Consider the following 18,790-nt stretch of genomic DNA (forward strand, 5'->3'; position numbering starts at 1 on the left):
AAGTTCCCAGGGTGGTGCGCCCGGCGACACGCGCCCCGGAGTGCGTCGCTGCACCCGCTCCTGGTTGTCCTGTGTCAAGTGAATCGTGCGGAGGCGTACATGAGTTCATCCGAAGGGGTGGCGAATGGTGGCGTTTCCGTGTGAGCCGTGGCTGGACGGGTGATCGTAGGATTACTTTGTGTGCACGAGTCCTGGGGGCACATGCGCTCGTGGGTATGCCGGAGGCAAGTCGGTATTCCGTTCGAAGGGTGACAAGGGCCGGACGAGCGGCAGTGCGAACCGGCATGCTGATAGGGCTTGGCGCACTCGGCGACAAGTGGTCTCAGGGATGGGGGCGTTCCAGTGAGCGGCAACGGCGGAAGCGGAACGAACGCTGCACACGCGACGCACGCTGACAAGCGCCCCAACGAGCTGCTCACCTCCTGGTTCGTTCGCAGTGGCTGGTCCAAGGGCGAGCTCGCCCGCCAGGTGAACCGCCGGGCCCGCCAGCTGGGCGCCAACCACATCTCCACGGACACCTCGCGCGTGCGCCGCTGGCTCGACGGCGAGAACCCCCGTGAGCCGATCCCCAAGATCCTTTCCGAGCTGTTCTCGGAGCGCTTCGGCGTCGTCGTCTCCGTCGAGGACCTGGGGCTGCGCACCGCACGCCAGTCACCCTCCGCGACCGGCGTCGACCTGCCGTGGACGGGCCCGCAGACCGTGGCCCACCTCAGCGAGTTCTCGCGCAGCGACCTGATGCTGGCGCGGCGCGGCTTCCTCGGGAGCTCGCTCGCCCTGTCTGCGGGCCCGGCCCTCATCGAGCCCATGCAGCGCTGGCTCGTGCCCTCCCCGTCGGCCCCGCGGCCGGAGCCCGAGCCCGTGGCCGGCTCCTCCGGGCGCGCCCGCGGCCGGCTCTCCAAGCCGGAGCTGGACCTCCTGGAGTCCACGACGGTGATGTTCCGGCAGTGGGACGCCCAGTGCGGCGGCGGCCTGCGCCGCAAGGCGGTCGTCGGCCAGCTGCACGAGGTGACGGACCTGCTCCAGGAGCCCCAGCCCGAGGCCACCACCCGGCGGCTGTTCAAGGTCGCCGCCGAACTCGCCGAGCTGGCCGGCTGGATGTCGTACGACGTCGGGCTCCAGCCGACGGCCCAGAAGTACTTCGTCCTCGCGCTGCACGCCGCCAAGGAGGCCGGTGACCGGCCCCTCGGCTCCTACGTGCTCTCCAGCATGAGCCGCCAGATGATCCACCTCTGCCGGCCCGACGACGCGCTGGAGCTGATCCACCTCGCGCAGTACGGCAGCCGGGACTGCGCCAGCCCGCGCACCCAGTCGATGCTGTATGCGATGGAGGCCCGCGCCTACGCGAACATGGGCCAGCCCGGCAAGTGCAAGCGGGCGGTCCGGATGGCCGAGGACACCTTCGCCGACGCCGACGAGTGGGACGAGCCGGACCCCGACTGGATCCGCTTCTTCTCCGAGGCCGAGCTCTACGGCGAGAACTCGCACTCGTACCGCGACCTGGCCTACGTCGCCGGCCGCAGCCCCACCTACGCCTCCCTGGCCGAGCCCCTGATGAAGCGTGCCGTGAAGCTCTTCGCCGAGGACGACGAGCACCAGCGGTCCTACGCGCTGAACCTGATCGGCATGGCCACCGTGCACCTCCTCCAGCGCGAGCCCGAGCAGAGCGCGGGTTTCGCCACCGAGGCCATGCAGGTCGCCAAGAAGGTCCGTTCCGAGCGGGTCAACACTCGTATCCGAAAGACCGTCGACACCGCCGCACGCGACTTCGGCGACCTCGGCGAGGTCGTCGACCTCACCGAGCGGCTCGCCGCCGAGCTGCCCGAGACCGCAGAGGCGGTCTGACCCACTGCCCGAGACCCGCCCGCACCCCTGAACCCCGGCCGCGGCCGGCCCTCCCGAACTGCCCGACTCGGCTCCCCCATGCCAGGTCAACGGAAGGCCGACCGCGGCCGGCCTGTGCGTGCCGAAGGCCGGCGGGAGCGAAGGTTGCGCCACGATAACGATCGGCGCACCCGCAATCCGGCAGTTCATCGACGCGTAACACAGCGGGCGCCTTCGTCACGGCGGCGAAACAACGAGGGGCTTCGACCGAAACGGCGCTGCGCCAATCTCGTGGCGCATAAGGCCCACCCCTCAATCCGCTCGAGGCTTCGCCCGCACGGGGCCGTACCAACGACGAGGAGACGCCGATGGCACCAGCCATCACCCTTGCCGCAGAAGCACCCAAGCTGTCTGCCGCCAACACAGGGTTCATGCTCATCTGTTCCGCCCTGGTGATGCTCATGACCCCGGGCCTGGCCTTCTTCTACGGAGGCATGGTCCGCGTCAAGAGCACCCTGAACATGCTGATGATGAGCTTCATCAGCCTCGGGATCGTCACCATCCTGTGGGTGATGTTCGGCTTCTCCATGGCGTTCGGCACCGACTCCGGCAGCCTCATCGGCTGGAACTCGGACTGGGTCGGCCTCACCGGGGTCGACAAGGGCGAGCTGTGGGGTACGTACAACATCCCGCTCCTGGCCTTCATGGTCTTCCAGCTGATGTTCGCGATCATCACACCCGCCCTGATCAGCGGTGCCCTCGCTGACCGCGTGAAGTTCTCCGCCTGGGCGCTGTTCATCACGCTGTGGGCCACGATCGTCTACTTCCCCGTCGCCCACTGGGTCTGGGGTGAGGGCGGCTGGGCCTTCGACCTGGGCGTGATCGACTTCGCCGGTGGTACGGCGGTCCACATCAACGCGGGTGCCGCTGCGCTCGGCGTGATCCTCGTCATCGGCAAGCGGGTCGGCTTCAAGCGGGACCCGATGCGTCCGCACAGCCTCCCGCTGGTCATGCTCGGCGCCGGTCTGCTGTGGTTCGGCTGGTTCGGCTTCAACGCCGGATCGTGGCTCGGCAACGACGACGGCGTCGGCACCCTGATGTTCGTCAACACGCAGGTCGCCACCGCCGCCGCCATGCTGGCCTGGCTCGCCTACGAGAAGATCCGCCACGGCGCGTTCACCACGCTGGGCGCCGCCTCCGGCGCGGTCGCCGGTCTGGTCGCCATCACCCCGGCCGGTGGTTCGGTCACCCCGATGGGCGCGGTCGCCGTCGGCGCCATCGCCGGTGTCCTGTGCGCCATGGCCGTCGGCCTGAAGTACAAGTTCGGCTACGACGACTCGCTCGACGTCGTCGGCGTCCACCTCGTCGGCGGCATCGCCGGCTCCCTCCTCATCGGCTTCTTCGCCAGCGGCAAGGGCCAGTCCGAGGCCACGGGCGTGTTCTACGGAAACCACAGCTTCGACCAGCTGTGGAAGCAGCTCGCCGGTGTCGGCGGTGTGCTCGCCTACTCGCTGATCGTCTCCGCGATCCTCGCCTTCGCCCTCGACAAGACCATCGGCATGCGGGTCCCCGAGGACGACGAGGTCGCCGGCATCGACCAGGCCGAGCACGCCGAGACCGCATACGACTTCAGCGGCGCCGGTGGCGGTGCCGCCAAGACCGCCGCCACGGCCCCGGTCGCCGCCGTCGCGAGCAAGAAGGTGGACGCATGAAGCTCATCACCGCCGTCGTGAAGCCGCACCGCCTCGACGAGATCAAGGAGGCCCTCCAGGCCTTCGGCGTACACGGCCTGACGGTCACGGAGGCCAGCGGCTACGGTCGTCAGAGGGGCCACACCGAGGTCTACCGCGGTGCCGAGTACACCGTCGACCTGGTCCCCAAGATCCGCATCGAGGTCCTGGTCGAGGACGACGACGCCGAGCAGTTGATCGACGTCGTGGTCAAGGCCGCCCGCACCGGCAAGATCGGTGACGGCAAGGTCTGGTCCCTCCCGGTCGACACGGCCGTACGGGTCCGGACCGGCGAGCGCGGCCCCGACGCGCTCTGAACCGACAGAACAGGAGTCGCCGGGTGACGGGTACGGATGTGCAAGAGGCAGCAGAAGACTCGGGACCCAGCGGCTACGCGGCGGCCCGGCTGCGTCTCCTCACCGAGGAGACGCGGTCCGGGCCGCCGCGCCGTGCGGCCCTGGCGGAACTCACGGACGACTGGCTCACGGGCCTGTTCGCCTCGGGTGCGGAAGGACTGCGCGGCGCTTCCCTGGTCGCGGTCGGCGGCTACGGACGCGGTGAACTCTCCCCGCGCAGCGACCTCGACCTGCTCCTGCTCCACGACGACAGCGACCCCAAGGCCGTCGCCGCCCTCGCCGACCGGCTCTGGTACCCGGTCTGGGACCTGGGCCTGGCCCTCGACCACTCCGTCCGCACCCCCGCCGAGGCCCGCAAGACCGCCGGCGAGGACCTGAAGGTGCAGCTCGGTCTGCTGGACGCCCGGCACATCGCCGGCGACCTCGGCCTCACCGCCGGACTGCGCACGGCCGTCCTGGCCGACTGGCGCAACCAGGCTCCCAAACGCCTCCCCGAACTCCAGGAGCTGTGCGCCGAACGCGCCGAGCGCCAGGGCGAGTTGCAGTACCTGCTGGAACCGGACCTGAAGGAGGCCCGCGGCGGACTGCGCGACGCCACCGCACTGCGCGCCGTCGCCGCCTCCTGGCTCGCCGACGCCCCGCGCGAGGGCCTCGCCGACGCCCGGCGCCGGCTCCTCGACGTCCGGGACGCACTGCACCTGACCACCGGGCGTGCGACGGACCGGCTCGCCCTCCAGGAGCAGGACCAGGTGGCCGCCGAGCTCGGCCTGCTCGACGCGGACACGCTGCTGAGGCAGGTGTACGAGGCGGCGCGGCTGATCTCGTACGCCAGTGACGTCACCTGGCGTGAAGTGGGGCGCGTGCTGCGGTCGCGCGCCGTGCGGCCCCGGCTGCGCGCCATGCTCGGCGGCGGCAAGCCGACCGCCGAGCGCTCTCCGCTGGCCGAGGGCGTGGTGGAGCAGGACGGCGAGGTGGTGCTCGCCCGTGCCGCGCGCCCCGAGCGCGACCCCGTGTTGCCGCTGCGTGCGGCGGCCGCCGCCGCGCAGGCCGGACTCCCGCTCTCCCTGCACGCCGTACGGCGCCTGGCGGCCACCGTGCGCCCGCTGCCCACGCCCTGGCCCGCCGAGGCCCGCGAACAGCTCGTCACCCTGCTGGGCTCCGGCCGCCCGACCGTCGAGGTCTGGGAGGCGCTGGAGGCCGAGGGGCTGATCACCCGGCTGCTGCCCGACTGGGAGCGGGTGCGCTGCCGCCCGCAGCGCAACGCCGTACACCTGTGGACCGTCGACCGGCACCTCATCGAGACCGCCGTACGCGCCTCCGAGTTCACCCGCCGGGTCAGCCGCCCCGACCTGCTGCTGGTCGCCGCGCTGCTGCACGACATCGGCAAGGGCTGGCCCGGCGACCACTCCGTGGCGGGCGAGATCATCGCCAAGGACGTGGCCGGCCGCATCGGCTTCGACCGCCAGGACGTGGCGGTCGTCGCCACCCTCGTACGCCACCACCTGCTGCTCGTCGACACCGCCACCCGGCGTGACCTGGAGGACCCGGCCACCGTGCGCTCGGTCGCCGAGGCCGTCGGCTCCCAGAGCACCCTGGAACTGCTGCACGCCCTCACCGAGGCCGACGCCCTGGCCACCGGCCCGGCCGCCTGGTCGTCCTGGCGCGGCTCGCTCGTCGCCGACCTGGTCCAGCGGGTCTCGGCGGTGCTCGCCGGGGACGCCCCCGACGACCCCGAGGAGGCCGCGCCCACCGCCGAGCAGGAGCGGCTCGCCCTCGAAGCCGCCGCGACGGGCAGCCCGGTGCTCGCCCTGCGGGCCCAGACCGAGCAGCCCGCCGGGCAGGAGCCCTCCGGCGACCCCGAGCCGCTCGGCGTGGAGCTGCTCATCGCCGTTCCCGACCAGCCGGGTGTACTGCCCGCGGTGGCCGGCGTCCTCGCCATGCACCGGCTGACCGTACGGACGGCCGAGCTGCGGTCCCTCCACCTCCCGGACGGCGTCGACGGCTCCGTCCTGCTGCTGGACTGGCGGGTCGCCGCCGAGTACGGCTCCCTGCCGCAGGCCGCCCGACTGCGCGCGGACCTCGTGCGGGCCCTGGACGGCTCCCTGGACATCGCCGGCCGCCTCGCCGAGCGGGACGCGGCCTATCCGCGCCGCCGGGGCGTCATCGCCCCGCCACCCAGAGTGTCGGTACACCCCGCCGCCTCCCGGCTGGCCACCGTCATCGAGGTCCGCTCCCAGGACGCCCCGGGGCTGCTCTTCCGCATCGGCCGCGCGCTGGAGGACGCGAGCGTACGGGTGCGCAGCGCGCACGTCTCGACCCTCGGCGCCAACGCCGTGGACGCCTTCTACGTGACCGGCCCGGAGGGCGCGCCGCTGCCCGGGGACGAGGCCGAGTCGGTGGCGCGGAAGCTGGAGGAGACACTGCGAGGGTGAGGCCGACCCGGCGACTTGTCACGCCGGGATACCCTGGAGGGCGATTCCCCAGTCTGTCTCCGACCCCGAGGACCGCGAGCGCCGTGTTCGATACTCTTTCCGATCGCCTCTCAGCGACCTTCAAGAACCTGCGCGGCAAGGGACGGCTCTCCGAGGCGGACATCGACGCCACGGCGCGCGAGATCCGGATCGCGCTTCTCGAGGCCGACGTGGCGCTTCCGGTCGTTCGCACGTTCATCAAGAACGTCAAGGAACGTGCCCTCGGAGCCGAGGTCAGCAGGGCGCTGAACCCGGCCCAGCAGGTCCTGAAGATCGTCAACGAGGAACTGGTCACCATCCTCGGCGGCGAGACCCGGCGCCTGCGCTTCGCCAAGCAGCCGCCCACCGTGATCATGCTGGCGGGTCTGCAGGGTGCCGGTAAGACCACCCTCGCGGGCAAGCTCGGCCGCTGGCTGAAGGAGCAGGGCCACTCGCCACTGCTCGTCGCCTGTGACCTCCAGCGCCCCAACGCCGTGAACCAGCTCAGCGTCGTCGCCGAGCGCGCGGGCGTCGGCGTCTACGCGCCGGAGCCGGGCAACGGCGTCGGTGACCCGGTCAAGGTCGCGAAGGACTCCATCGAGCACGCGAGGACCAAGGTCCACGACATCGTGATCGTGGACACCGCGGGCCGCCTCGGTATCGACCAGGAGATGATGCAGCAGGCCGCGGACATCCGCGACGCCGTCTCCCCGGACGAGATCCTGTTCGTCGTCGACGCGATGATCGGTCAGGACGCCGTCAACACCGCCGAGGCCTTCCGTGACGGCGTCGGCTTCGACGGCGTGGTGCTCTCCAAGCTCGACGGTGACGCCCGCGGTGGTGCGGCCCTGTCGATCCGGCAGATCACCGGCAAGCCGATCATGTTCGCGTCGAACGGCGAGAAGCTCGACGACTTCGACGCCTTCCACCCGGACCGGATGGCCTCCCGCATCCTCGACATGGGTGACCTGCTCACCCTGATCGAGCAGGCGGAGAAGACCTTCGACCAGGCCGAAGCCCAGAAGATGGCGGAGAAGCTGGCCTCCAAGAAGGGCCAGGACTTCACCCTCGACGACTTCCTCGCCCAGATGGAGCAGGTCCGGAAGATGGGCTCCATCTCCAAGCTGCTCGGCATGCTCCCGGGCATGGGCCAGATGAAGGACCAGATCAACAACATCGACGAGCGGGACGTCGACCGCACGGCCGCCATCATCAAGTCGATGACCCCGGCCGAGCGCCAGGAGCCGACGATCATCAACGGCTCGCGCCGCGCCCGTATCGCCAAGGGCTCCGGCGTCGACGTCAGCGCGGTGAAGAACCTGGTCGAGCGGTTCTTCGAGGCCCGCAAGATGATGTCCCGCATGGCCCAGGGCGGCGGCATGCCCGGGATGCCGGGGATGCCGGGCATGGGCGGCGGCCCCGGCCGGACCAAGAAGAAGCAGAAGCAGGCCAAGGGCAAGCAGCGCTCCGGCAACCCGATGAAGCGCAAGCAGCAGGAGCAGGAGGAGGCCGCCCGCCGCGCGGCCGCCGCCGAGGGCGGAGGCGCCTTCGGGCTGCCGCAGCAGGGCGGCAAGGACTTCGAACTCCCCGACGAGTTCAAGAAGTTCATGGGCTGAGAGCCCGTCTCCGTACGACACCGAGGGCGCCCCTTCCGCGAAGGGGCGCTCTTTCGGTCGTTCTGTCAGGCGGTCGTTCTGTCAGGCGCCGGGTGTCACGGGGTCCGGGCGATCAGGTAGCGGAAGACGTTCGGCATCCACACGGTGCCGTCCTGGCGCTGGTGCGGGTGCAGGGCCTCGGCCAGCTCCTTGTCCACCTGCACCTGGTCCGTCGCCGCGATCGCCGCGTCGAACAGACCCGTCGACCTGAGCCCGCGCACCGCGCTGTCCGCGTCGGCGTACCCGAACGGGCACGCCACCCGGCCCGACCCGTCCGGCCTCAGCCCGGCCCGCTGGGCGACGTCCTCCAGGTCGTCGCGCAGGGCCGGCCGCCAGCTGCCCGAGTTGCGCAGCGGCTCCGCCAGCTTGGTGGCGACCCGCAGCACCGACGCCGTGGCGCACCGCTCCGGCGGGCCCCAGCCGACCAGCACCACGGCCGCTCCGCGCGCGGCCAGCGGCGTGGCCTCCGTGAGCAGCTCGCCCAGCCCCTCCGAGTCGCCCGCGAGGCACCCGATCGGCTCGAAGGCGGTGACCAGGGTGTACGCCGGGGTGCCCGGCTCCGCGCTGTCCCGGGGCGAGCCGTCCACCAGCCGGGTGTCCCCGCGCGGGCGCGTGCCCGCCTCGGGCAGCAGCCGCTCCCGTGCGAGCGTCATTCTTTCGGGGGAAGCGTCGACACCGGTGACCGCCGCTCCCCGGGCGGCGGCCATCAGCAGGGCGAGTCCGGAACCGCAGTCGAGGCCGAGGAGCCGCGTGGCGGAACCCACGTCCAGTCGCTCGTAGACGGCCTCGTAGAGCGGTACGAGCATCCGCTCCTGGATCTCGGACCAGTCACGCGCGCGTGCACGCAGGTCCACGCGGGGTGCGGCCGCCGCGCGGGGCAGGTGCTGCCGCACGAGCGTAGGTGTCATAAGTAAGCGCCCCAATCCGCCGAGAGTTGCCTCTTGCCCGATTACATGGCCCCCGTGACAGTGCGCTCGCACTACCCCCGTATGCCAGGAAACTCCCCCCTCGACCTGTCGTCCAGTGGAATGCGGCAGGGCTTGTGAGTTGTCATGTGCCTATGGCGAGATTTCACATTCCGGTAACGCGGACCCGTACCATCTCGCCATGGCCAAGGCACCCGTGCTCACCCCTCAGGCGGACGATTTCCCGCGCTGGTACCAGGACTTGATCACCAAGGCGGAGCTCGCCGACAACGGGCCGGTGCGCGGCACCATGGTCATCCGACCGTACGGCTACGGGCTGTGGGAGCGGATGCAGGCGGAGATGGACGCCCGCATCAAGGAGACGGGCACCCAGAACGCGTACTTCCCGCTGCTGATCCCCGAGTCCTACCTGACCAGGGAGGCGGACCACGTCGAGGGCTTCGCGCCCGAGCTCGCCGTGGTCACGCACGGCGGCGGCAAGGAACTCGAAGAGCCCGCCGTGGTCCGGCCCACCTCCGAAATGATCATCAACGCCTCTTTCGCGAAGTGGGTGCAGAGCTACCGCGACCTGCCGCTGCTCATCAACCAGTGGGCGAACGTCGTGCGCTGGGAACTGCGGCCGCGGCTCTTCCTGCGCACGTCCGAGTTCCTCTGGCAGGAGGGCCACACCGCGCACGCCACGTACGAGGAGGCGCGCGACTTCGCCTCGCACATTCACCGGCAGGTCTACGAGGACTTCATGCGGAACGTCCTCGCGATGGACGTCGTCCCCGGCCGCAAGACCGTCAGGGAGCGGTTCGCCGGGGCGATCAACACCCTCACCCTCGAAGGCATGATGGGCGACGGCAAGGCCCTCCAGATGGCCACCAGCCACGAACTGGGCCAGAACTTCGCCAAGGCCTTCAACACCCGGTACCTCTCGAAGGACGGCCGGCAGGAACTGGTCTGGCAGACCTCCTGGGGCTCCACCACCCGCATGATCGGCGCCCTGGTGATGATGCACGGCGACGACAGCGGTCTGCGGGTCCCGCCGCGACTGGCGCAGATCCAGGCCGTGGTCCTCGCGATCAAGGGTGACGAGGCGGTTCTGGCCAAGGTCCGCGAGCTCGGCGACCGGCTGAAGGCGGCCGGAGTCCGCGTCCACGTCGACGACCGCACCGACATCCCCTTCGGCCGTCGTGCCGTCGACTGGGAGCTCAAGGGCGTCCCCGTGCGCATCGAGGTCGGACCGCGCGACCTGGAGAACGGCACCGCGATGCTGGCGCGCCGCATCCCCGGGGGCAAGGAGCCGGTGTCCCTGGACGCCCTGGTCTCGCTGCTGCCCGAGGTCCTCGAAGAGGACCAGGCCCTGCTGCTGAGGCAGTCCCGCGAGCGCCGCACGTCACGGACGGCCGAGGTGTCGACGTTCGATGAGGCCGTCGAGGCCGCCACCTCCGGCGGCTGGGCGCGCGTCCCGTGGGCCGCGCTCGGCGAGGAGGGCGAGGCCAAACTGGCCGATCACGCGGTGACCGTACGGTGTCTGGTCGCCGAGGACGGGTCGGTGCCGGAGGCCGACGACGCACCCGGTAACGTCGCGGTCGTCGCACGCGCTTACTGAGTGGGGCGCGGGGCGGCCGAAACGCCTCTTGCGCACCCGCGGACCACTGGTACCCCGGCGCGCGTGGTTTGCATACGCGCCGGAGCGTACGCGGGGCTACGCACCGTCTTGTGGCGAGGTGCGAGGCTTCTCCACAGATCAGCGCACGCGCCCTCGTCGGGACGCATCAGAGGCAACTGACGGGTACGTGCAAATTATTTGGGATGGCCCGGAATCGGAACACTGGGGCACCCAGGCTCGTTGTCATTACGTGAGCACGACACAGACACCACCTGTTCTCGCCGCAGAGCTGGCACAGGCGTGGGCCGACATTCAGCGGTACCACCCCGAGCTGCCCGACCTTGCCGCGCCAGAGTCCCTGATCGGGGAGTCGTCGTCCGCGTGCGGTCACGAGCTCTCCTTCGAGCGACTGCTCCATGAGGCAGTCCATGGCGTCGCCGCCGCGCGCGGTGTCCGCGACACCTCCCGCGCCGGCCGCTACCACAACCGCAGATTCCTCGCGATCGCCGAGGAGATGGGCCTGGACCACCCCGAGGAACCGCACCCCAGCAGCGGTTTCTCCCTGGTCACGCTCACCCCCGAGGCGAAGCGCCGCTACCGCCCGACGATGGAACGCCTCCAGCGAGCCCTGAAGGCCCACACGGCGGCGACCTCCTCCGACACCTCCCGTACCTTCCGGGGCCCGGCGGCCCGCCACGGCTCCTCCGGCGGCGGTGTGCGCGTCAAGGCGGTCTGCGACTGCGGCCGCAACGTCCGCGTCGTACCGTCGGTCCTCGCCCAGGCCCCCATTGTCTGCGGGGGCTGCGGCAAGCCGTTCCGCATCCCGGACGTGGTGGGAGCGGGAGCGGTGGCGAGCTGACGTCCGTACCGGCATCTCGTGGCTGCCGGTCTGGACGGGAGTCCGCGCACCCGGCGTACCTCACCTCCACGTCGGGTGCCGCTCCGGCATGCCCGCAGGGCAGCTCGCACCCCGGCCAGGAGCGGCCCGCAGGGTATGGCACAATGGCTAGCTGTACTCGACAGCCGCACAGGACCCCTCTCTCCTCCGGCTGACGCGTCCATCGGGCACTCGGGTACCGCAACCCCACGCGGCATTCTCGCCGTGCCCAACCACGTCAAATCCAGGAGAACCCACTCCCGTGGCAGTCAAGATCAAGCTGAAGCGTCTGGGCAAGATCCGTTCGCCTCACTACCGCATCGTCGTCGCCGACTCCCGTACCCGCCGTGACGGCCGGGCCATCGAGGAGATCGGCAAGTACCACCCGACGTACAACCCGTCGGTGATCGAGGTCGACGCCGATCGCGTGGCGTACTGGCTCGGTGTCGGCGCCCAGCCGACCGAGCCCGTGCTCGCCATCCTCAAGAAGACCGGCGACTGGCAGAAGTTCAAGGGCGAGCCCGCCCCGGCTCCGCTGCTGACGCAGGCCGAGAAGGCCGCGCGCCCGTCGTTCGAGGCCCTGGCCGGCGAGGACGAGGGCAAGGGTGAGGCCATCACCCAGAAGAAGAAGGCTGAGAAGAAGGACGAGGCGGCCGCCGAGTCCGCGTCGACCGAGGCCTGAGCATGCTCGAGGAGGCTCTCGAGCACCTCGTGAAGGGCATCGTCGACAACCCTGACGATGTGCAGGTCGCCTCGCGCAACCTGCGCCGCGGTCGCGTGCTCGAGGTCCGGGTCCACCCGGACGACCTCGGCAAGGTGATCGGCCGCAACGGCCGCACCGCACGCGCCCTGCGGACCGTCGTGGGCGCCATCGGCGGGCGCGGCGTCCGTGTCGACCTCGTCGACGTGGACCACGTCCGCTGACGCTTCAATGCAACCGGCTCGGGCCGGGGAGGGCCACAGGGCCGTCCCCGGCCCGCAGTCGTATGACAGGAGATTGGACACGTGCAGCTGGTAGTCGCACGGATCGGCCGTGCCCATGGCATCAAGGGTGAGGTCACCGTCGAGGTACGCACCGACGAGCCGGAACTCAGGCTCGCGCCCGGCGCCGTACTCGCCACGGATCCCGCCGCCGCGGGACCACTCACCATCGAGACGGGCCGCGTGCACAGCGGCCGTCTCCTTCTGCGCTTCGAGGGCGTCAGCGACCGCACCGGCGCCGAGGCCCTGCGCAACACCCTCTTGATCGCCGAGATCGACCCGGACGAGCTGCCCGAGGGCGAGGACGAGTACTACGACCACCAGCTCATCGACCTCGACGTGGTCACCGCGGACGGCACCGAGGTCGGGCGCATCACGGAGATCTCGCACCTGCCCACCCAGGACCTGTTCATCGTGGAGCGCCCCGACGGCAGCGAGGTGCTGATCCCCTTCGTGGAGGAGATCGTCGCCGAGATCGACCTCGAGGAGCAGAAGGCCGTGATCACCCCGCCGCCGGGCCTGATCGACGACCGGGCCGAGATCGCGTCCAGCCGGGAAGAGTCGTAATGCGCCTCGACGTCGTCACGATCTTCCCCGAGTACCTGGAGCCGCTGAACGTCTCCCTGGTCGGCAAGGCACGCGCGCGGGGACGGCTGAACGTCCATGTGCACGACCTGCGTTCCTGGACCTACGACCGTCACAACACCGTCGACGACACGCCCTACGGCGGCGGTCCCGGCATGGTCATGAAGACCGGGCCCTGGGGAGACGCGCTCGACTCCGTCCTCGCCGACGGCTACGAGACGGGCTCCGGATCCCCCGCCCTGATCGTGCCCACGCCCAGCGGGCGCCCCTTCACCCAGGAACTCGCCGTCCACCTCTCCGAGCGCCCCTGGCTGATCTTCACGCCGGCCCGCTACGAGGGCATCGACCGGCGGGTCGTCGACGAGTACGCGACACGGATGCCGGTCTACGAGGTGTCCATCGGCGACTACGTCCTCGCCGGCGGCGAGGCGGCCGTCCTGGTCGTCACGGAGGCCGTGGCACGGCTGCTGCCGGGCGTCCTCGGCAACGCCGAGTCCCACCGGGACGACTCCTTCGCGCCCGGCGCCATGGCGAGCCTCCTGGAAGGCCCCGTCTACACCAAGCCGCCCGAGTGGCGCGACCGGGACATCCCCGAGGTGCTGCTCAGCGGCCACCACGGCAAGATCGCCCGCTGGCGCCGTGACGAGGCCCTGAAGCGCACGACGGCACACCGGCCCGACCTGATCGAGCGGTGCGACCCGAAGACCTTCGACAAGAAGGACCGCGAGATGCTCTCCATCCTGGGCTGGGCGCCGGACCCCGAGGGCGAGCGGTGCGGCCGATTTTGGCGCAGGACCGAGGGCCTGGCAGAATAGGTCGCTGTTGTGCGTCCGTCCGGCGCGCGCCCCTGCCACAGGGGGAGACGACGCCCGTCCCGACGCGCACAGCTCTGATCCGAGAAACCTAGTTTCCGTTGATGACCTGTGGCATCAGCGAAGAAAGCAGACGAAATGTCTCACCTGCTCGACACCGTCGACTCCGCGTCGCTGCGCAGCGACGTCCCCGCCTTCCGCCCGGGCGACACGGTCAACGTGCACGTCCGCGTCATCGAGGGCAACCGCTCCCGTGTGCAGCAGTTCAAGGGCGTCGTGATCCGTCGCCAGGGTTCGGGCGTGCGCGAGACCTTCACGGTCCGCAAGGTCTCCTTCTCCGTCGGCGTCGAGCGCACCTTCCCGGTGCACACCCCGATCGTGGAGAAGATCGAGCTCGTCACCAAGGGTGACGTCCGCCGCGCCAAGCTGTACTACCTCCGTGAGCTCCGCGGCAAGGCCGCGAAGATCAAGGAGAAGCGCGAGAACTGAGCGCTCTCCGGGGTTCGCGTCGGGGCCGGATAGCATCTGGCTCCGATGGACACCGAAGCACAGTCGACGGAGCGCGACCGCTCCTCCCGCCCTTCCGACTCCGAGGAGACCTCGGACCCAGGAGGGCCGGAGGAACGGTCGCGTTTCGCGTTGGTGGCACGTGCCGCCGAGTGGCTGCCCGGCGGCCGGATCACCCTGACCCTGCTGGCCTGCCTGCTGTTCCTGCTGTTGCTCAGTACGTTCGTGCTGCGGCCGTTCCAGATTCCCAGCGGATCCATGGAAAAGGCATTGAGGATCGGAGACCGGGTTCTCGTAAATAAGTTGGCATACCGTTTCGGTGCCGCGCCGCAGCGGGGAGACATCGTCGTGTTCGACGGGACCGGGTACTTCGGGCACGCGGACTACGTCAAGCGCGTTGTAGGCGTGGGGGGAGACCACGTGGTCTGCTGTGACAAGGACGGGAGGATCCAGGTGAACGGCCGGCCGGTCGACGAGTCGCGTTTCCTGTACCCCGGCGACAGCCCGTCCACGGTGCCCTTCGACGTCGTCGTGCCGAGCGGCACCCTCTTCGTCCTCGGCGACCATCGCAGCCGGTCCAGCGACTCCCGTGACCACCTCGGCTCCCCGGGCGGCGGCATGGTGCCGGTCGCCGGCGTGATCGGCCGGGCCGACTGGATCGTCTGGCCCGCCGGCCACGCCGTCCGCCTGCACCGCCCCGACGCCTACGCGCGCGTGCCCGCCTCCGCCGCCGGAAGGGCGGGCGCCCATGGGTAACCGAGGCAAACCGCGCGGCGTCGTCAGCAACGCCGCGGAGAACCTGCTGCCCACCGGCGCCCGGCGCGCCTCCGCCCCGTCCGGCGGCGGCCGTACGCGCGCCGAGCGGCGCAAGCTCCAGCGCAAGGTCAAGCGGCGCCGAAGGCGCGGCGCCGTCAAGGAGATACCTCTCCTCGTCGGCGTCGCCGTCCTCATAGCTCTCGTGCTGAAGACGTTCCTCGTCCAGGCCTTCGTCATCCCGTCCGGCTCCATGGAGCAGACGATCCAGATCGGCGACCGCGTACTGGTCGACAAGCTCACCCCGTGGTTCGGCTCCGAGCCACAGCGCGGGGACGTCGTCGTCTTCAAGGACCCCGGTGGCTGGCTCCAGGACGAGCAGACGACGACTCCGAAGGACGACCCCGTCGTCATCAAGCAGGTCAAGGAAGGGCTCACCTTCATCGGTCTGCTGCCGTCCGACAACGAGAAGGACCTCATCAAGCGGGTCGTCGGGGTCGGCGGTGACCGCGTCAAGTGCTGCGACGGACAAGGGCGCGTGACCGTCAACGGCATCCCGCTGAACGAGGACTACCTGTACCCCGGCAACGCCCCGTCCGACACGCCGTTCGAGATCACCGTCCCCCAGGGCCGGCTGTGGGTGATGGGCGACCACCGGAACAACTCCGCCGACTCCCGCGCCCACCAGGACCGCGACTACGGCGGCACGGTCTCCGAGGACGAGGTGGTGGGCCGCGCCATGGTCATCGCCTGGCCCTTCGGGCACTGGAACATGCTCGACGAACCACAGACCTACGCCTCCGTGTCGGACTGGACCGGGTCGACCGCTGCGCCCCCGCTGTCGCATAGGGTTGCTTCCGACGATTCGAACGGAACGATCCAGCTCCCGACCCCTGCGGAACTCCCGCTCGTTATGGGAGTGGTGGGCCTGCGCCGCGTATGGGGCAGGCGGCGGCACAGAGTGAGGAGTTGGCGTGGGGGATGTGGCGGTTGGCGCACGGTCCGGACACGACGGCGAGGAGCACAGCGGGAGCCCCGCGGAATCCGCCGTCCCGGCCGCGGACAGCGCCGTGACCTCCGGGAATGACTCCGGGGCAGCTGAGGGCGACAGGGTGACGGGCGAGCACACGACAGCCGAGGGACAGGGGCCGGGCGGCACGGCCCGCACAGCGAGGAAGCCGCGCTCCTTCTGGAAGGAGCTGCCCATCCTGATCGGCATCGCGCTGGTGCTCGCGCTGCTGATCAAGACCTTCCTGGTGCAGGCGTTCTCCATCCCCTCCGACTCGATGCAGAACACGCTCCAGCAGGGCGACCGCGTACTGGTCGACAAGCTCACCCCCTGGTTCGGCTCCGAGCCGGAGCGGGGAGAGGTCGTCGTCTTCCACGACCCCGACAACTGGCTGGCGGGCGAGCCGACGACGGAGCCGAACGCGCTCCAGACGTTCCTCAGCTGGATCGGCCTCATGCCGTCCGCGGAGGAGAAGGACCTCATCAAGCGCGTCATCGGCGTCGGTGGCGACACGATCGAGTGCAAGAACACCGGCCCGCTGACGGTCAACGGCAAGGCGCTGGACGAGAAGTCGTACGTCTACGCCGGCAACACGCCGTGCAGCGTCGACGACCAGGGCGGCCAATTCAAGGTAAAGGTTCCCGAGGGCTACATCTGGGTCATGGGAGACCACCGGCAGAACTCCCGGGACTCCCGCTACAACCAGTCGGACGCGCACCACGGCATGGTGCCGGTGAAGGACGTCGTCGGCCGTGCCGTCGTCATCGCCTGGCCGGTCAACCGCTGGGACAACCTGCCGGTGCCGGACACCTTCGACCAGAGCGGCCTGAACGCGCAGCCGGCCGCGGCCGGTCTGCCGACGGCGCCGCAGGGGCTCGCGCTCGCCGGTGTGGTGCCGGTGGTGTGGTGGCGCCGCAGGAAGCAGTGATTCCGACGGCGGGCTGACCCCGATCGGTACCCCCGGGTAGGGTGCGGACCCATGGGTGGCGAGAGCATGACGCACACGGCCCCGCGCAGCGGTGGCTCAGACACGGGCCCGGAGGGCAGCCGGACCGGACAGCGCTTGTCCGGACTGGCCGTCGCGCTGGGCCTCGTGCTGTTCCTCGGGGGATTCGCCTGGGGAGCCGTGGTCTACCGGCCCTACACCGTGCCCACCGGTTCGATGACGCCGACGATCGCCGCGGGCGACCGGATCCTCGCACAGCGCGTCGACGGCGCCGAGGTGCGCCGCGGGGACGTCGTCGTCTTCAAGGACGCCACCTGGGCCAACGCGCCGATGGTCAAGCGCGTGGTCGCCGTCGGCGGCGACACGGTCTCCTGCTGCCAGGACGGCAAGCTGAAGGTCAACGGCAAGGAGATCGACGAGCCCTACCTGACCAAGGGCGAGCCGGCCGAGATCACCGGTTTCCCGACCGTGACCGTTCCCGAGGGCCGGCTGTTCCTGCTCGGTGACGAGCGCGGCAGCTCCCTGGACTCCACCGCCCACCTGACCGACGCCGCGGGCGGCACGGTGGCGCGCTCCGCCGTCGACGCGCGTGTGGACGCCGTCGTCTACCCCATGAACGGCATGCTGCCGCGCCCCACCGGCTTCGAGGCGCTCGGCGCCCTGTCCTCGCCCGGACCGCTGCGGACGATCATCGCCCTGGTGATCGGCGGCGCCGTGCTCGTCCTCGGCGGGGGCGCCTACGGGCCCATCGCCAAGCGCACGGGCGCCGCCCGGGCCCGGCGGGAGAGCCCGGAGCCCGCAGGTGTCCGCTGAGGCCGTGGGGCCGGGCGAGGACACCCACGAGGGCGGGCTGCGCAAGGTCGCCCGGGTGGTGCTGCTCGACCCGCAGGACCGCATCCTGCTGCTGCACGGGCACGAGCCCGACGACCCGGCCGACGACTGGTGGTTCACCCCCGGTGGCGGCGTCGAGGGCGACGAGACCCGTGAAGAAGCCGCACTGAGGGAACTCGCCGAGGAGACGGGCATCACCGAGGTCGAGCTCGGCCCGGTGCTGTGGCGGCGGATGTGCTCGTTCCCGTTCGCGGGCCGCCGCTGGGACCAGGACGAGTGGTACTACCTGGCTCGAACGGACCGCACGGAGATCCAGGCCGTGGGGCTGACCGAGCTGGAACGGCGCAGTGTCGCCGGAGCACGCTGGTGGACGTGTCCGGAACTGACCCGGGCACATGAGACGGTGTATCCGACCAGACTCGCCGGGCTGCTGCGCACGCTGCTCGACGAAGGTCCCCCGGCCAGGCCCGTGATCCTTGACCCGGAAATCGTCTGAGGGCTCACGGTACTGGCGCACAATGGTGGGATCGCACGGCTGAAGGGGAACATGCCATGAGCGCCGAGGACCTCGAGAAGTACGAGACCGAGATGGAGCTGAAGCTCTACCGGGAGTACCGCGATGTCGTCGGTCTGTTCAAATACGTGATCGAGACCGAGCGGCGCTTCTACCTGACCAACGACTACGAGATGCAGGTGCACTCGGTCCAGGGTGAGGTGTTCTTTGAGGTGTCCATGGCGGATGCCTGGGTGTGGGACATGTACCGGCCGGCACGGTTCGTCAAGCAGGTCCGGGTCCTCACGTTCAAGGATGTGAACATCGAGGAGCTGAACAAGAGCGACCTCGAGCTGCCGAGCGGGTGACGGGGGCACGGGGTGACGGACGGGTGGGTGACCGGGTGACCCACCGGGTGGGTGACGGGGTTATCCACAATCGCTGAGCCGTCCACCAAGATC

General features: G+C 70.4%; 19 protein-coding genes. 18 read left to right on the forward strand and 1 reads right to left on the reverse strand.

Annotated elements, in window-relative coordinates; all coding sequences use genetic code 11:
- Positions 1-342: 342 nt before the first annotated feature.
- The 5 genes from nsdA (at position 343) to ffh (ending at position 7,973) form a co-directional block, all read left to right on the forward strand.
- Positions 343-1,842: a transcriptional repressor NsdA gene (gene nsdA, locus ABEA82_RS31590; protein ID WP_345665131.1), complete on the forward strand. Its 1,500-nt coding sequence runs from the start codon at positions 343-345 to the stop codon at positions 1,840-1,842.
- Between the two features lie 347 nt (positions 1,843-2,189).
- On the forward strand, positions 2,190-3,533 hold the full coding sequence (locus ABEA82_RS31595; protein ID WP_345665133.1) for an ammonium transporter: 1,344 nt from the start codon (positions 2,190-2,192) through the stop codon (positions 3,531-3,533).
- Complete coding sequence (locus ABEA82_RS31600; RefSeq protein WP_121406203.1) at positions 3,530-3,868, forward strand: P-II family nitrogen regulator; 339 nt, start codon at positions 3,530-3,532, stop codon at positions 3,866-3,868. The genes ABEA82_RS31595 and ABEA82_RS31600 overlap by 4 nt, the downstream gene beginning before the upstream one ends.
- Positions 3,869-3,891: 23 nt before the next feature.
- Positions 3,892-6,339 carry a [protein-PII] uridylyltransferase gene (locus tag ABEA82_RS31605; RefSeq protein ID WP_345665134.1) on the forward strand — a complete coding sequence of 816 codons (2,448 nt, stop codon included), beginning with the start codon at positions 3,892-3,894 and terminating at the stop codon, positions 6,337-6,339.
- 83 nt (positions 6,340-6,422) lie between these two features.
- Complete coding sequence (gene ffh, locus ABEA82_RS31610) at positions 6,423-7,973, forward strand: signal recognition particle protein (RefSeq protein ID WP_345665135.1); 1,551 nt, start codon at positions 6,423-6,425, stop codon at positions 7,971-7,973.
- A gap of 95 nt (positions 7,974-8,068) precedes the next feature.
- Here the strand turns inward: ffh and ABEA82_RS31615 are convergent, their stop codons facing one another.
- Positions 8,069-8,920, reverse strand: coding sequence for a class I SAM-dependent methyltransferase (locus tag ABEA82_RS31615; protein WP_345665136.1), 852 nt, complete (start codon positions 8,918-8,920; stop codon positions 8,069-8,071).
- 199 nt (positions 8,921-9,119) lie between these two features.
- Between ABEA82_RS31615 and proS the strand changes: the two genes are divergently transcribed.
- The 13 genes from proS (at position 9,120) to ABEA82_RS31680 (ending at position 18,697) form a co-directional block, all read left to right on the forward strand.
- Positions 9,120-10,535 carry a proline--tRNA ligase gene (gene proS, locus ABEA82_RS31620; protein WP_345665137.1) on the forward strand — a complete coding sequence of 472 codons (1,416 nt, stop codon included), beginning with the start codon at positions 9,120-9,122 and terminating at the stop codon, positions 10,533-10,535.
- 250 nt (positions 10,536-10,785) lie between these two features.
- Entirely contained in the window at positions 10,786-11,394 is a 609-nt protein-coding gene (locus ABEA82_RS31625) for a hypothetical protein (protein WP_003993258.1), read from the forward strand.
- A gap of 280 nt (positions 11,395-11,674) precedes the next feature.
- Positions 11,675-12,094, forward strand: coding sequence for a 30S ribosomal protein S16 (rpsP, locus tag ABEA82_RS31630; protein ID WP_345665138.1), 420 nt, complete (start codon positions 11,675-11,677; stop codon positions 12,092-12,094).
- 2 nt (positions 12,095-12,096) lie between these two features.
- Complete coding sequence (locus ABEA82_RS31635) at positions 12,097-12,336, forward strand: RNA-binding protein (protein ID WP_003973401.1); 240 nt, start codon at positions 12,097-12,099, stop codon at positions 12,334-12,336.
- An 81-nt stretch (positions 12,337-12,417) separates the two neighbouring features.
- A complete protein-coding gene (gene rimM, locus ABEA82_RS31640) occupies positions 12,418-12,960 on the forward strand; it encodes a ribosome maturation factor RimM (RefSeq protein ID WP_345665139.1) in 543 nt (180 codons plus the stop codon).
- On the forward strand, positions 12,960-13,793 hold the full coding sequence (trmD, locus tag ABEA82_RS31645) for a tRNA (guanosine(37)-N1)-methyltransferase TrmD (RefSeq protein WP_345665141.1): 834 nt from the start codon (positions 12,960-12,962) through the stop codon (positions 13,791-13,793). The genes rimM and trmD overlap by 1 nt, the downstream gene beginning before the upstream one ends.
- Before the next feature lie 135 nt (positions 13,794-13,928).
- Entirely contained in the window at positions 13,929-14,279 is a 351-nt protein-coding gene (gene rplS, locus ABEA82_RS31650; protein ID WP_030852073.1) for a 50S ribosomal protein L19, read from the forward strand.
- 45 nt (positions 14,280-14,324) lie between these two features.
- Positions 14,325-15,053: a signal peptidase I gene (gene lepB / locus ABEA82_RS31655; RefSeq protein WP_345665142.1), complete on the forward strand. Its 729-nt coding sequence runs from the start codon at positions 14,325-14,327 to the stop codon at positions 15,051-15,053.
- Complete coding sequence (lepB, locus tag ABEA82_RS31660; RefSeq protein WP_345665143.1) at positions 15,046-16,137, forward strand: signal peptidase I; 1,092 nt, start codon at positions 15,046-15,048, stop codon at positions 16,135-16,137. Before lepB (ABEA82_RS31655) ends, lepB (ABEA82_RS31660) begins: the two co-directional genes overlap by 8 nt.
- Positions 16,025-16,987 (forward strand): signal peptidase I, encoded by a 963-nt coding sequence (lepB, locus tag ABEA82_RS31665; protein WP_345665144.1) that lies wholly within the window; start codon positions 16,025-16,027, stop codon positions 16,985-16,987. The genes lepB (ABEA82_RS31660) and lepB (ABEA82_RS31665) overlap by 113 nt, the downstream gene beginning before the upstream one ends.
- 51 nt (positions 16,988-17,038) lie before the next feature.
- On the forward strand, positions 17,039-17,818 hold the full coding sequence (gene lepB / locus ABEA82_RS31670) for a signal peptidase I (RefSeq protein ID WP_345665145.1): 780 nt from the start codon (positions 17,039-17,041) through the stop codon (positions 17,816-17,818).
- On the forward strand, positions 17,808-18,332 hold the full coding sequence (locus ABEA82_RS31675; protein ID WP_345665146.1) for an NUDIX hydrolase: 525 nt from the start codon (positions 17,808-17,810) through the stop codon (positions 18,330-18,332). The genes lepB (ABEA82_RS31670) and ABEA82_RS31675 overlap by 11 nt, the downstream gene beginning before the upstream one ends.
- A gap of 56 nt (positions 18,333-18,388) precedes the next feature.
- A complete protein-coding gene (locus tag ABEA82_RS31680; protein WP_003993268.1) occupies positions 18,389-18,697 on the forward strand; it encodes a DUF2469 domain-containing protein in 309 nt (102 codons plus the stop codon).
- The last annotated feature ends 93 nt before the right edge of the window (positions 18,698-18,790 follow it).

This window comes from Streptomyces venetus (assembly GCF_039540295.1).
In the GTDB taxonomy this organism is placed as follows: Bacteria; Actinomycetota; Actinomycetes; order Streptomycetales; family Streptomycetaceae; genus Streptomyces; species Streptomyces venetus.

Coding starts and splice junctions, on each gene's coding strand:
- ABEA82_RS31635 (WP_003973401.1), top strand. CDS start 12,097: ATGCTCGAGGAGGCTCTCGAGCACCTCGTGAAGGGCATCGTCGACAAC.
- lepB (WP_345665143.1), top strand. CDS start 15,046: ATGGGTAACCGAGGCAAACCGCGCGGCGTCGTCAGCAACGCCGCGGAG.
- ABEA82_RS31595 (WP_345665133.1), top strand. CDS start 2,190: ATGGCACCAGCCATCACCCTTGCCGCAGAAGCACCCAAGCTGTCTGCC.
- trmD (WP_345665141.1), top strand. CDS start 12,960: ATGCGCCTCGACGTCGTCACGATCTTCCCCGAGTACCTGGAGCCGCTG.
- lepB (WP_345665142.1), top strand. CDS start 14,325: ATGGACACCGAAGCACAGTCGACGGAGCGCGACCGCTCCTCCCGCCCT.
- ABEA82_RS31600 (WP_121406203.1), top strand. CDS start 3,530: ATGAAGCTCATCACCGCCGTCGTGAAGCCGCACCGCCTCGACGAGATC.
- ABEA82_RS31680 (WP_003993268.1), top strand. CDS start 18,389: ATGAGCGCCGAGGACCTCGAGAAGTACGAGACCGAGATGGAGCTGAAG.
- lepB (WP_345665145.1), top strand. CDS start 17,039: ATGGGTGGCGAGAGCATGACGCACACGGCCCCGCGCAGCGGTGGCTCA.
- rplS (WP_030852073.1), top strand. CDS start 13,929: ATGTCTCACCTGCTCGACACCGTCGACTCCGCGTCGCTGCGCAGCGAC.
- ABEA82_RS31615 (WP_345665136.1), bottom strand. CDS start 8,920: ATGACACCTACGCTCGTGCGGCAGCACCTGCCCCGCGCGGCGGCCGCA.
- proS (WP_345665137.1), top strand. CDS start 9,120: ATGGCCAAGGCACCCGTGCTCACCCCTCAGGCGGACGATTTCCCGCGC.